Here is a 13156-nt window from a genome sequence, read left to right on the forward strand (position 1 = left end):
CTGTCAAACTTTTCGCCTATGTGGGCGCCGCAAAGGCGCTATGCACTCGGCTTAAGCTTGCGGAGAGAATGGCGTTTCGCTGTCGATGACGAGTGGTCGATCGTCGATCAGGTCAGAAGGGATGCGCAGGCTGAACAACATGCCATCGCTGCCTGCCGGATCAACGGTCAGTGTCACTGTGTTGACCGCCAAAAGCGAGCGGGTCAGCGCTAGGCCAACGCTGGAGCGGACGGGTGCAAGGCTCTTGCCATTGCGATCCAGACCATCGCGGAACACCACGAACCGTTCTGTCAGATCAACGGTTCGGGCTGAGCTGTCGCGCACCTGAATGGCGATAGCCCCATCGTCCAGACGATGCGCCGAAATCACCACTGCGCCGCCCTTGGGCGTCTGGTCGATTGCACTGGCGAGAAGGTTCAGCACGGCCTGCGCCAGCGATGCTCTATCGGCGGTGACGCGGGGGAGTTGTTCAGAGATCGCGTTGCGCACGATGACTCGCGCGGTGCTGGCTTGTTCGCGAATGCGGATCACGCAGCTTTCAAGAAGGCTCGTTAGATCAAGCGTCGCGCGTTGCGGCATGTAGCGCCCGTCACGCAAGCGCGAATAGTCATCGAGCTCATCCACGAGCGCCGCAATTTCTTGTCCGGCTCGCGCGATATCGTCGGCAAAACCGGCATAACGATCATCATCCAGTTCACCAAAGCTCTTGGTGCGCATGATGTCGGAAAAACCGATGATGGTGTTGAGCGGACGGCGAACGCCACGGCTGATACGGCCCAGAAGAGCGGGATCTACATCGCTAGAATTGGTGCGGACGGGCATGGTTTCGCGCTTCCGCACAAATCCAAAATAGCCCGAAATTATGCCTGCCTGTCCAAGCGCGAACAGTAGGAGGTCGGCTTTGCCATCGCGCATACGCAGGGCAAGGCATGGACGTGCTGATTCAGCAAAACGGGCAGGGCGCTCCATGAAGCGGCGGAGGGCTGGGGCGTCCTCATCGGCCACAATGCTGGAGAGCAGACGGCCCAGAATCGCTTTGCCACCACCCAGCGTTTGCGTGGCCGTATCATTGGCATCGCTGATCACGCCGGAGCGGTTCGCCTCGATATAGCCGTCCTGGCGCAAATCAGCGTAGCTGCGCGCAAAGTCTCGCACCGCATCTTCGTGGCTGGTGCGCACTTCGGACGTGCTGGCAGACAGCATAAGCGCGGGGCGGCCTTGCCAAGAGATAGACTGTAGGCGCGCGGTGACCGGCACCAGAGTGCCGTCGCGCTGTACGAGGTGATTGATCGGGCCAGCCTGCTGGTCTTCGCCTCCAAACGAAGGGAAAAGAGCGCCGAGCCCAGCCTGACGCAGAGCGTCGACACTCTCATAGGCCACCATTGCGGTAATGGCGCGGTTCGCAAACAGGATTTGCTGGTCGCGGAACACGAGAATGCCCAGTGGCAAACGGTTCAGAACCAGTGTCTCGCCGCCGAGATTGATCAGCGCGCCCGAGCCCGCAACCTGAGGCACATTGGGCTGGCGGGCTTTATTCTCCTGCGATGGCAAGCCACCGACGCGATCATTGAGAATGCGCGAGAGTTCATCGAAATTGTAGCGCGAGACGCGCTCGACGGTTTCAAGGTCCGGCACAGGCTCCGCAAGGGGCTCGTGGTCTGCCTCGTTCCGAGTCTTCTCGATAGGCTCGCTACCGTCGCTGTTGAGCACAAAGCGCGTTGGTTCCGAAGGCGTAGGCGGCTTGTGGCTCGCGACAAACCCTCGACCAACGATCTTGAACAGTTTTGGCGACTCAGGCGGTTGCTCGACAGCCTCGACAGCCTCGACAGCCTCGACAGCCTCGACAGCCTCGACAGCCTCGACAGCCTCGACAGCCTCGACAGCCTCGACAGCCTCGACAGCTTCGTCTTCGGGGACGAGTTGGAGGATGGTGGCGGGAGTGTCCGTAACTGCTGCGGGTTGCGTTACCGCTGGAGGCGTGTCGTCGCGCTCTGTAAGCGGGGCGAAAAGCGTATCGCCCTCGGACAGTTTGGCCACGAGATCGCTGAGACGACGTGCGACCTTTGTTGCCTGCTGAGCTGGCGCTGTGACTTGCACCGGCGCGGAATCGGCATCCAGCGCCTCTTGCCAGTGCGCAGGCTCATCAATGCTTGGATCGAGGTCAGGGCGCGGCGCGGGTTCATAAACCGCTTCAGCGTCGGTTTCCTGCCAGCTTTCCAACTCACGCAAATAAGTGTGGTCCGCCTCAATGGGCGGCAGGGGGTGTTCTAGCGACGCGTCTTCTGCCTCTAGCCCATCAGGGTCTATAGCGGGTGGAGCGTCGCTCGAAAGCGCTTGCGGCTCGTCCGCGCGTGTTTCAGCCTCAGGAGCCTCAGGAGCCTCAGGAGCCTCAGGAGCCTCAGGAGCCTCAGGAGCCTCAGGAGCCTCAGGAGCCTCAGGAGCCTCAGGAGCCTCAGCTGTCTGCGCGGTTTCTACGGCGTGTTGCTCGGCTTCGGCAGCAGCTTGAGCGAACTGAAGAACGCCCGCTGCCTCAAAAATCTCTTCAGAAATCGGGTCGACCGCAACGATCAGCAGCACGCTCTCGTCGTTTTCCCAAGCGAGAGGCGTGGTCGCGCATGTCGAAGAGGTTGGCTTTTCGCCCGCTAGAAACTGAATGCGCGCCAAGCTCGTACGGCCTAGTGACCCCAGTCGGATTGTGCGCTGAACCTGACCCTTAATGGGTTTGGCCAAGGGGGTACGCTTTAGACCGCTTTTTTTCACTTTCGCCAAAAACAGCTCGGCGGCAGCGTTGTGCCACAACAGCGTTTGCCCATCACCAGACCATAGCCATGACGGTCGCGAATCCGAAGCATGCGCAAGCACGCGATCCGCATTCGGCAATGTCGTCCAGCTATCGTTCATGGGCCGTATCGGTCCGATCCCTTAGCGCCTAAACCCTTGTCTCATTTCGGGACAAGATTTGGGCATACTTAATGAAACTTCAATAACGTGCTCACCACAACGAATCCAGTCAGACACGCAAGATCACATCTTTGTTCTATCCGCATGGTTAAGTGCCGATCCCTAATTATTGGTCACGAGGGCCGGAAACCGGGCACATTGCGACACGCTGTCCACAGCTAAAAATCGGTGCTTGTCAGATGCAAAATCTGACCGTATGTTCCGCCCAAGTTGAGGGAAATGCTTAGCACTTCCCCAGACGGTGTGCCGCCTTAGCTCAGTTGGTTAGAGCGCTAGATTGTGGATCTAGAGGTCCTCGGTTCGATCCCGAGAGGTGGTACCACCCCCAAATCATAACAATGATGTATGGTGGGCGCGCGAAACGTGTTATACGGCTTCGCTGATCGATTGTTTCCCGACTATCTCTTGAACAATCGCTCGATCATTCCTACGTAACCGTCGTGTTGTATCGACTGGTTACATTTCTACCTGTCAGGTTCCACTCTCCGGCAATTCGGCCTTCGCGAGTGGTCTGCAACTCTTTCACCCCTCTTATAGTTCGGTTCGTAAGCCAAGCTTTTGAGGCTTTGCGTGGTTATCGCGGCCATTGGGGCCCGCAGCGCACACTTTCCCTATCCTGCCGACACTTAGCTGCGGACGGCGCTCATAGCGCGTCCACGCCGGCTTTGTTGGCCGTACGACATGATGATGAAGATGATGAAAACCAATATTTTGAATACCCCCGGTCAATTGTTCCTGGGGTCTGATCTTGCAGCGGCGAAGGCACAAGGCCCGCGTCACTTCCGCAATTCCGGCAATGCGGTGCGCTTCGCTATGGAGCAGGCCGCGCCTGTGCACCTGCGTGGTGCTTTGCTCAAAGTGGATGGCCAGAGCTTCGGTCCGGCTCAGATTGCCAAAATGCATCAGGATCTGCTGATTGCAGGCAAAAAAATACGCGGCCTGTAAAGACCACGTTTAAACCGAATCGCTTCGGAATAGAGCCTGCCCTGTCAGCTGATGCGGACAGGGCGGGCTATTTTTTTAGTTAGCCGTACGGCCTGGAGCGCCTGCGCGCACTGGGCGCTTTGGTGCTGCAATCAGACCTTCACGGATTGCCTGCTTGCGAGCATTCTTGCGAGCGCGGCGAACAGCTTCACCCTTTTCGCGAACGCGCTTCTCAGAAGGCTTCTCGAAATAGTTGCGGAGCTTCATTTCACGGAAAATGCCTTCACGCTGAAGACGCTTCTTCAGAACGCGGAGGGCTTGATCGACATTGTTGTCGCGAACCTGTACCTGCAAAAATCTATCCTAACGTGGTGTGTTGCCTGACGAGCAGGCAGTGAGCTTGGTGCTTCTGGGAAGACGCCTTATCAGCATTTCTCGAAATGACCAAATGGAGTCAGCACAAGAATCACACTTCTCGTGCACTCAAATCACCGTGTAAGCCTCAAAGCGGTGATTTGGCGGGCGATTTGATCGAATGCGTCGTTCAACGATGCGGCATTGTCAGCGAGGAAATGGTTTGCCAGGCTCGACGCGCAGTTTTCAAGTGCGATCGCTGCTGGTGATCCTTTGGTGATTCCAAAGCCGACTGTGTAGACCTGTATGCCCGTGTTGTTTTTCATTGCCGTACAGTAGTCACTGGCTTGCTTGTAAGGGCCGCCGTTGGGGGACGCGCAATTGATTCTTTCGGCATTCCCGCTGCCGCCGGTGCTGCTGATCCCTGAAACGACACCATTGCAGTGAACCGTGTTGAATTCACCATCGGTCATGATGATGGCGGCCTTCATCAGGTGTCGTTGATGATAGGGGGCAGGTGCGCTCGTTGGCCAGACGTAACCAAAACTTGGTGCGAGCATATTCCAGCTCCACAATATGCCTGTGCTCCCAGAGGTTGATCCACCTGCTGTCAGGCCGTTTATCGCTGAGGTGAGCGTTGCCTTGCTCGTGGTCAATGGCACGATCTTGCTCGAGCTACACACGTTGCTATAGTCTGGGTCTGGATCGATATAGGGATAGTTGCGGCCCATAAATGTCGTGCTAGGCGGGTTATCTGTAGCGGCGTTTCGGGCCCGCTCAGTGGCGCAAGTGCTGATTTGCTGCACGCGTCGAGTGTACCCGATGTCGGTAAATTCGAATTCGACGCAGCCGACACTCTCGGTCTGCCAACGACACCAAAAGCGCCCGGTGTTGGCTTGATGGGTTTGGTTTCGATTGGGGGCAGTGCCCGTAATGACGAAACTATTGGCGGTTACAGCGCTGATGATGTGTTTTCGGTTGTTGTAGCTGGTCAGTCCAGCGACGTCTTGGACCCATATCTCTTCGCCCTCGGCGTAGCCATGCCCCGGCGAGGTGAACACAGCCATGCAGTCCGAGCGGCGGCATTTGGCAAAGCTTCCCTTGTTGGCAACAACAGAGTTGATACCTCCGCTAACGTCCAAGGTGAAAGTGTCTGTCGAAACGCTCGAGACGCGGAGTCTTTGCGTATCGAATTTGCTGACGCCGGTGTCGCGCACATAGACATAATCATTCACCCTGAGCCCGTGCCGGGATGAGGTGAACACTGCAGGATTGGCGGTCGAAATATTCGTGATGGCTTGGTAGCCGGTCGCTGTCCATGAAATGGTTTGAATGTCCCGCCGCGGACGTATCGGGCCTCTGATAGCCTCTTCATAGGGGGCAACATTGACCGACTGCGCATAAGGTACTAGCGCCACCTTGGCATAGTTTCCGGTTCTATTGAGCGCCAAGATTGTGTCGACGAGCGAGTGAGTTGCGTCTTTCAAAGTCTTTAGGCGCGTTGCGCCTGAAGGGAGCGTGATGCTCATTGAGCCGGTGACATCCAGCGCGATCGACACTTCGACATTGGCGATGCCTTTGGTGGCTTGCGAGGTTATTGTCGCGTAGAGCAGGTCAACGCCGACAAGTTTGACGAAAATGGTTTCGACGGCAAAGCTGCCAGAGAGCATCAGCTCGCCCTTGTCGCGGTTGACCACCACGGTATCTATCTTGGCTTTTTGGATACCTTGGGTACCGAGCCGCTCCAGCACCAGTGCCTCGGCCTTTGCGCGGATAGTCTCGTCGGTTTCGGCTGGATCGTTGATCGACGGCTGGAGGGCCAGTGTGGCCGCGTCGAGTGCCGTTTGCGAGCGGGTTCGGGCTTGCTCAAGGGTCACGTAGTCCACGACTGCGCCGCCCATGGCCACCAAGACAACTGCCATAATGCCAAATACAACTGCAAAGACGCCGCTGTCATCGCGGCGAAAGCGCTGTAGCAGTCGGCAAAATTGCAGCATAACCCTACGTCTCCTGATCTTTGTCACCAAAGAAAAGGTCGGTTTGCGCGCGCTTTCGCGCTGTAACGCCAACCAGCCTATGACCTCATGTGTTGGCTACAGTATCGATCTGAAACGAAAATTTTAGGTCAAACGAACTGGTTACTCTGCGGTAAAGCAAATCGTCTGGCGTTGTATCAAAGCAACACGTGGCGATGATCTGAGTAGATCGTGTCGAGATGGATTGCCTTACACCGGATCGTGACTTATCCATTCGTCATCCGTAACGCCAAACTGAGGAGGCGCAACATGACTGTAATGTTCCATCGCCATTTCTCGTTTGGTCTCCATCGCAGCTGGCTCGTCTAATCTCGCCAGTCGCCTAGGTCACATGCTGACCGCGGATATTTCAACTTTCACATCTCTTGCGCGCTGAAACCGGGTCGCTTTGCGCCCCTTTGGTCTCCAGCGCTTCATTCAATCCAATGAGGGCCGAAGCGTAAAACGCTTCGGAAGATCACTATGTCTATTGCCTCCGTTTCCCAGCCTCCAATCATCATGAAGCTGGAATTCTCAATCGCTGATGCAGTGCGCCAGCGCGGCCTGATTGCGGTTTTAGTTGCCGCGATCAGTGCTTGGGCTGAGCAGAAGCAAAACTATCCTGAGGTCCCACATTACCTGCGTGCAGACGTGGGGCTGTCGCCGGAAGACCACTTGAGCTCTCAATGGTTGGGCGTAGACCTGCACGCCTACCGCCTGCATCCCCCCAATAGGGGCTCGGTTTGAGATCATAAGGCGGTCGGACCACCGGCCGCCTAACGCTCACACCAAACACCAATCAGAGTCGGGGAGGGCATTTGGATCATTTTCTCCAAGTGCCAATTGTCCTCCCCTGTTGTCTCCCCCCGGCCTATCGTCTAGGAACAAGCCGACTTTCCGCAGGTTTTAAAAGCATGTCCGAAAAGACCAAGCTCATCACGCCACGTCTCCCACGTGGTTTCGAAGATCGTACTCCCGGCGATATCGCTGCCGTTGGCGCCATGATCGGCAAGATCAAGGCCGTGTACGAACGCTATGGTTTTGACCCGGTCGAAACCCCGCTGTTTGAATACACCGATACGCTCGGCAAGTTTTTGCCCGACACCGACCGTCCAAACGCGGGCGTGTTCTCGCTGCAGGACGACGACGAACAGTGGATGAGCCTGCGCTACGATCTCACGGCACCGCTCGCTCGCTATTTCGCCGAGAATTTTGAAACCCTGCCAAAGCCCTATCGGTCCTACCGTCAGGGTTATGTATTCCGCAATGAAAAGCCCGGTCCGGGTCGTTTCCGTCAGTTCATGCAGTTTGACGCCGACACTGTTGGCGCCGGTGGTCCGGAAGCGGACGCCGAAATGTGCATGATGATGGCTGACGTCATGGATGCGCTGGGCCTTCAGGGCCAGTACATTGTGCGCGTCAATAACCGTAAGGTTCTCGACGGCGTGCTGGCCACAGCAGGCGTTACCACGGACGAGCAAAAGCTCACCGTTTTGCGCGCTATCGATAAGCTCGATAAGTTCGGCCCTGAGGGCGTCAAACTCCTCCTCGGCGCGGGCCGTAAGGACGAGTCGGGTGACTTCACCAAGGGCGCGGGCCTGTCTGCTGAGCAGATCGATCCCATCATGGGCTATATCGACAGCGGTATTCCTGCTGACGGCGTTGAAAAGGGCTCCAACGAGCATGTTATCTCCACCATCAACACCCTCGCAGGTCTGATCGGTGGCTCGGAAGCGGGCTTGGCTGGCGTTCAGGAACTGGCGTCGATCTTCGGCCTCGTTAACGCCGCTGGCTTTGGCGGTCGTGTCATTCTCGACCCATCGGTCGTGCGTGGACTTGAATATTACACCGGCGCTGTCTTTGAGGTTGAACTGACCTTCAAGGTGCAGAACGAGAAGGGCCAGGACGTGGTCTTTGGTTCTGTCGGCGGCGGTGGTCGTTACGATGGTCTGGTCTCGCGCTTCCGTCGTGAGCCGGTTCCGGCGACAGGCTTCTCCATCGGCGTCTCGCGCCTTGCCAATGCGCTCAAACTCACGGGCAATCTTGCCACGACCGAGCCTGCTGGCCCAGTTGTCGTCCTGGTCATGGATAAGGACCAGATGGCTGGCTATCAGGCCATGGTCGCCGAGCTGCGCAACGCTGGCATTCGCGCTGAAATGTTCCTGGGCAACACCAAGAACTTTGGCAAGCAGGTCGCCTATGCCGACAAGCGCAACGCCCCGGCCGTGATCATCGAAGGCTCGATGGAACGCGAACAGGGCATTTTGCAGATCAAGGATCTGGTTGCTGGCAAGCAAGCCGCAGAAGGCATCACGGACAACGCTGAATGGAAGGCTGCCCGCCCGGGCCAGTTCGAAATCAAGCGTGAAGACCTCGTCTCTGCTATCCAGAAGCTCTTGAGCGAACAATGATGCTCGGAGCCGCCAACGAACGCCTTCTGTCCTCTCCCCTGCGGGGAGAGGTCGGCGCGCTGCGCCGGGTGAGGGGGGCTAACTTTCTTCTTCAGCTCGTGAGCGGTCTCCAATGACAAACGCCGCCTATCGTCGTTCCCAACTCGAAGCGCTGGTTGAAGCGCAGGGTGGCTATCGCGCTACCCCGCCCCTGCTCTTGAAGGCAGACCCATATTTCGATCTTGCAGGCGAAGAGTTCGGTCGCCGTCTGCTGCTCACCACCGACGTGACTGGCGCAGAATATTGCCTGCGCCCCGATTTTACCCTGCCCATCGTTGCCGACTATATCGCCAATGGCACCCGCGAACCGGCAGCCTTCTCCTATCTCGGCCCGATCTTCCGCCAGCGCGAAACCGGCCCCGCCGAATTTGAGCAGGCCGGTGTTGAACTCCTTGCTCAGCCCGACGGCGATATCGCGCTCGATCAGGTGCTCACCTTTGCCCGCGCGGCATTGCGCCTTTATGGCGTCAGCCCCGAAGTGCGCCTTGGTGGTGTTGGTCTATTTGAGGCGTTGCTCGCGCAGGCCGATATGCCGGCTGCTTGGCGTAGCCGCATTCGTCACCGTTTCGGCCACCAAGAAGCAATGGAGCGTTTGCTCTCTCGCCTCGAACAGAGCGGCGACAGCGCCAGCAGCGCTGTGGTGGAACGCGATGCCCTGATTGAAGACGTCACTGCGCGCATGGTTTCGGCTGGTCTCAGCCTCACCGAAGGCCGTACGCCAGAAGAAATTGCTGATCGCTATCTGGCCCAGCAAACGCTTGATGCGGAACATGTACCTGCCGCAACAATTGCCTTGCTGCGTACCTATCTCGCGATCAAGGGCGACGTGCTGACCGCGCTGCGCGAGATCGAAGCCTTGGGCGAAAAGCATAAGCTTTTCCTTGGCGCGCCTGTCCGTGCGATCCGCCGTCATCTCGATGGTTTGGGCGAAGCACGTGTCACCTTTGACGCTAGCTTCTCGCCGCGCCTCGATTATTACACCGGCATTGTTTTTGAGATGCGCGGGCAGGGCGATACAGTCCTTGCCTCCGGCGGCCAATACGATCGCCTCCTCGAACGCCTCGGCGCGACCGCCCCAATCGCAGCATCGGGCTGTGCCTTGTGGGTCGACCGTCTTGAAGCGGAGTGGCCAAAATGACCCTTACTCTTGCCGTTCCCTCCAAGGGCCGTCTCGAAGAACTGACCCGCGAATGGTTTGCCCATCGCGGTTTGACAATCACCCGTCCGGGAGGTGCACGCTCCTATCTTGGCGCCATTGAGGGCATGCCGGAGATCACCGTGCGCTTCTATCCGGCCTCCGAAATTGCGCGCGAGCTGATCCGTGGCAATATCGACCTCGGTGTGACCGGGCGCGATCTGATCCACGAAACCAGCGAAGCCGGTCCCGCATCGGTTGAATTCGTGCGCGATCTGGAATTTGGGCATGCCGACGTTGTTGTCGCTGTCCCGGAATCCTGGATCGACGTGACCCATTTCCACGATCTGGCTGACGTCGCCTCCGACTTTCGTTCGCGCCACAAGCGCTGGATGCGGATTGCCACCAAGTACATCACCATCACGCGCCAGCATTTTGAGCGCGCGGGTATTGCGGAATACCGTATCGTCGAAAGCCTCGGCGCCACCGAAGCGGCTCCCGCAGCGGGCGTCGCGGACATCGTCGTGGACATCACCTCGACCGGCTCGACGCTTGTCGCCAATGGCTTGCGTGTTCTGGAAGACGGGGTCATGCTCAAGAGTGAAGCCAATCTCATCGTCTCGAAGACCGCCCCTTGGGATGTGGAACGCAAGGCGATTTTGAGCGACCTTCTCAACAAGCTCGGGAACTAATCATGGAACTGGCGCTGATTTTGCTCGTCGTTTTGATCGGTGTCAGCGCCATTCTTTATTCGGGTTGGTACCCGCAAAAAGATCGGAAAAAAGCCCCGGTGGTGGCGCCTGAAGCGCCATCCGCTGATGTTGCACCTGCTGAAGCGCCAAGCGAGCCTCAGCCTTAACGCGATTTTTTATAGATCAGCTTATCGGCGGCAAGGAAGTTGACGCCGAGTCCGGCTATACTGCCCGCAGCGACAGCAAGCGTTAGGCCGAGGCTGGTATGGGGAACAATACTGGCGACTATGCCATAGGCGAGCCAGTTCATCCCAGCGCCCGGCAACATAGCCGTCAGATAGCGCAAAAACTCTTCGCCCTTGCTAACCCCAGTCCTGCGATCTTTAAATGTGACATTGCGGTTGATCACCCATGTGGTGCCAACACCGGCGAGGAAAGACAGCGCTCTTCCCCAGAACGGTCCGATGTAGGGCGCTGTTAAAACCAACACCCCAGCATCCACTACAAAGGCCAATCCGCCAGCGAAGGCGAAGGGCACGAGCCGCCGAACCGCACTCATTGTAGGGCCTGCGGTGCACGCATTTCAAGGTATCGCAGTCTCTTGGTTTCTCGTCGACCGGTGACTACGCTGTCTAGGATCACCGCGGTCGCGCCCAAAACAACCCCACATAAGACGCCAAATCCAGCCAGGATTGCGGTGGGGAACCGGGGCACAAGGCCGGTGTCGAGATACTCAATGATGATGGGCACGGCCAGCAGCATTGAGATGATAGCGATGATCGCCCCGGTGCAAAGATAAAGCTGTCGCGGTCGTTCTCGGGCATAAAGACGAACGATCATTTCCAGAATTCGCAGCCCATCGCGATATGTGCTGAGCTTGCTCGTCGAACCCTCGATGCGGCTGCCATAGGCGGTCGGCACTTCGCTATAGGGCGCGCGGAGCTCAAGCGCGTGAATGGTCAGCTCTGTCTCGATTTCAAAGCCCTGGGAGAGCGCCGGGAAAGATTTGACGAACCGGCGCGAGAGGACGCGATAGCCCGAGAGCATATCGGTAAACCCACTCCCGAAAATGCGGGCCACTGTGCCAGTCAGCAGCCGATTTCCAAGGACGTGACCCGGACGATATTCCTGCCCATCGCCAATGGGCTGGCGTGTACCAACAACGAGGTCTAACCCCTGGTCGAGGAGTTGGTCGACCATGAATTGGCTCTGGCTGGCGTCATATGTGCCATCGCCATCAGCCATGACATAAACGTCCGCATCGACATCGGCAAACTGCCTGCGCACAACATTGCCTTTTCCACGATAGGGCACATGCCGGACGATGGCACCCGCTGCCGCAGCGATCTCGGCCGTGTGATCGGTCGAGGCATTGTCGAAAACGTAGATGCTGGCTTCCGGTAAGGCAGCGCGAAATGCCGCTACCACGTCGGCGATGATGTTAGCCTCGTTGTAACATGGCAGGATAACCGCTACATGGTTGCCCCGATAAAGCTTGGTCACGCGTAATCTCCCCCCGGAAACGTGGCCATCTTACCGGCACATCATCAAAAAAAGTGTAACGATCCTATGCTCGATCCCTTGCTTCTTCTTGCCCTAATGGGTGTGGGCATGTTGGCAGGTTTTGTCGATGCGATTGCCGGGGGCGGGGGGATGATTGCGCTGCCTGCCATTATGGCGACCGGCATTTCGCCTGTAGCTGCGCTGGCGACCAATAAAATGCAGTCCATTATCGGCACTGGCATGGCGGGCCTCACCTATTGGCGTCGCGGCTTTGTCGACATCAAGAAGCTGCTGCCTGCGGTGGTGCTGACGTTTTTGGGCTCAATGCTGGGCGCTTTCACTGTCGCCTCGATCGACGTAACCTTCCTCACCGTCGCCGTACCAGTGGCGCTCATCGCCATTGCGCTTTACTTCTTATTCGCGCCAAAACTCTCCGATGCCGATCGTGTCGCGCGCCTGCCCGAGCACATCTTCATCCCGGTCATGGGTTTCCTGATCGGCTTTTACGATGGGATTTTTGGGCCCGGTACAGGTTCGTTCTTCTCGATTGGCTTTGTGGTCCTGTTCGGCCTCGGACTTACCCGCGCCACAGGCCACACCAAAATCCTCAACTGCACGTCCAACCTGGCAGCGCTCGTGATCTTCATCCCGCAGGGCCATGTTGTCTGGCCGTTCGCCATTGCTATGGCCCTTGGCCAGATCATCGGCGGCTATGTTGGCGCGCGCACCGGCATTAAGTTCGGCGCAACGCTGATCCGCCCCTTGGTCGTCGTCGTCTCGATTGCGATGGCCGTCAAACTGCTGTTCTGGCCTTAATCGAGGCCAGCAGCCGAACGCAGCGCAGCGTTGATACGGTCCTGCCAGCCGGGGCCGTCATCCTGAAAATGTTCCAACACAGCCCGGTCGAGCTTTAGGCTCACCAGCTCTTTGCCTTCGGGTGGCGCGTGGACACGCGCTGCAGGAGCCTCTGTGCTTGGCTTGCTGGTCGCCGCCTTGAAGGCCGCTTCAGCCGTATCGAGGGCGCTGGCGCGTCTTGGTGGTCGCATATGTATGGGTCCTTGTGTGAGCGCATTCTACACGCGCTAGGTCGTCCCGTCTCAATCACTCAAAAGAAAAGGCGCC

13 protein-coding genes and 1 tRNA gene are annotated in these 13156 nt (G+C 57.8%); 8 read left to right on the plus strand and 6 right to left on the minus strand.

Going from position 1 to position 13156, the window contains the following annotated elements:
* Window positions 1-51: 51 nt before the first annotated feature.
* Complete coding sequence (locus H4N61_RS02000; RefSeq protein ID WP_182394819.1) at window positions 52-2901, minus strand: histidine kinase dimerization/phospho-acceptor domain-containing protein; 2850 nt, start codon at window positions 2899-2901, stop codon at window positions 52-54.
* Between the two features lie 305 nt (window positions 2902-3206).
* Here H4N61_RS02000 and H4N61_RS02005 point away from each other — a divergent pair.
* A tRNA-His gene (locus tag H4N61_RS02005) sits at window positions 3207-3283 on the plus strand.
* Window positions 3284-3654: 371 nt separating this feature from the next.
* Window positions 3655-3906 carry a hypothetical protein gene (locus tag H4N61_RS02010; RefSeq protein WP_169195803.1) on the plus strand — a complete coding sequence of 84 codons (252 nt, stop codon included), beginning with the start codon at window positions 3655-3657 and terminating at the stop codon, window positions 3904-3906.
* A gap of 75 nt (window positions 3907-3981) precedes the next feature.
* On the opposite strand, the gene rpsU is transcribed toward H4N61_RS02010, so the two are convergent.
* Window positions 3982-4239, minus strand: a complete 258-nt coding sequence (gene rpsU, locus H4N61_RS02015; RefSeq protein ID WP_169195804.1) for a 30S ribosomal protein S21 — start codon at window positions 4237-4239, stop codon at window positions 3982-3984.
* A gap of 134 nt (window positions 4240-4373) precedes the next feature.
* Entirely contained in the window at window positions 4374-6236 is a 1863-nt protein-coding gene (locus tag H4N61_RS02020; RefSeq protein WP_169195805.1) for a pilus assembly protein, read from the minus strand.
* A 501-nt stretch (window positions 6237-6737) separates the two neighbouring features.
* Between H4N61_RS02020 and H4N61_RS02025 the strand changes: the two genes are divergently transcribed.
* The 5 genes from H4N61_RS02025 to H4N61_RS02045 all read left to right on the plus strand — a co-directional run bounded on the left by H4N61_RS02025 (window position 6738) and on the right by H4N61_RS02045 (window position 10698).
* Window positions 6738-7001, plus strand: coding sequence for a hypothetical protein (locus H4N61_RS02025; RefSeq protein WP_169195806.1), 264 nt, complete (start codon window positions 6738-6740; stop codon window positions 6999-7001).
* 167 nt (window positions 7002-7168) lie between these two features.
* Window positions 7169-8665 carry a histidine--tRNA ligase gene (hisS, locus tag H4N61_RS02030; protein ID WP_169195807.1) on the plus strand — a complete coding sequence of 499 codons (1497 nt, stop codon included), beginning with the start codon at window positions 7169-7171 and terminating at the stop codon, window positions 8663-8665.
* A gap of 112 nt (window positions 8666-8777) precedes the next feature.
* The gene (locus tag H4N61_RS02035; protein WP_169195808.1) at window positions 8778-9842 is read left to right on the plus strand and encodes an ATP phosphoribosyltransferase regulatory subunit; all 1065 of its coding nucleotides are present in this window, start codon (window positions 8778-8780) and stop codon (window positions 9840-9842) included.
* Window positions 9839-10531 (plus strand): ATP phosphoribosyltransferase, encoded by a 693-nt coding sequence (hisG, locus tag H4N61_RS02040; RefSeq protein WP_169195809.1) that lies wholly within the window; start codon window positions 9839-9841, stop codon window positions 10529-10531. The genes H4N61_RS02035 and hisG overlap by 4 nt, the downstream gene beginning before the upstream one ends.
* Before the next feature lie 2 nt (window positions 10532-10533).
* A complete protein-coding gene (locus H4N61_RS02045) occupies window positions 10534-10698 on the plus strand; it encodes a hypothetical protein (RefSeq protein ID WP_169195810.1) in 165 nt (54 codons plus the stop codon).
* Here H4N61_RS02045 and H4N61_RS02050 read toward each other — a convergent pair.
* Window positions 10695-11090: a GtrA family protein gene (locus H4N61_RS02050; RefSeq protein ID WP_169195811.1), complete on the minus strand. Its 396-nt coding sequence runs from the start codon at window positions 11088-11090 to the stop codon at window positions 10695-10697. The genes H4N61_RS02045 and H4N61_RS02050 overlap by 4 nt on opposite strands.
* On the minus strand, window positions 11087-12034 hold the full coding sequence (locus tag H4N61_RS02055; RefSeq protein ID WP_169195812.1) for a glycosyltransferase: 948 nt from the start codon (window positions 12032-12034) through the stop codon (window positions 11087-11089). Before H4N61_RS02055 ends, H4N61_RS02050 begins: the two co-directional genes overlap by 4 nt.
* A gap of 66 nt (window positions 12035-12100) precedes the next feature.
* Here H4N61_RS02055 and H4N61_RS02060 point away from each other — a divergent pair, with 66 nt between their 5' ends.
* Window positions 12101-12850: a TSUP family transporter gene (locus tag H4N61_RS02060; RefSeq protein WP_169195813.1), complete on the plus strand. Its 750-nt coding sequence runs from the start codon at window positions 12101-12103 to the stop codon at window positions 12848-12850.
* Here the strand turns inward: H4N61_RS02060 and H4N61_RS02065 are convergent.
* On the minus strand, window positions 12847-13080 hold the full coding sequence (locus H4N61_RS02065; RefSeq protein WP_169195814.1) for a BrnA antitoxin family protein: 234 nt from the start codon (window positions 13078-13080) through the stop codon (window positions 12847-12849). The genes H4N61_RS02060 and H4N61_RS02065 overlap by 4 nt on opposite strands.
* Between the last annotated feature and the right edge of the window lie 76 nt (window positions 13081-13156).

The organism is Devosia sp. MC521, assembly GCF_014127105.1.
Taxonomy (GTDB): Bacteria; Pseudomonadota; Alphaproteobacteria; order Rhizobiales; family Devosiaceae; genus Devosia.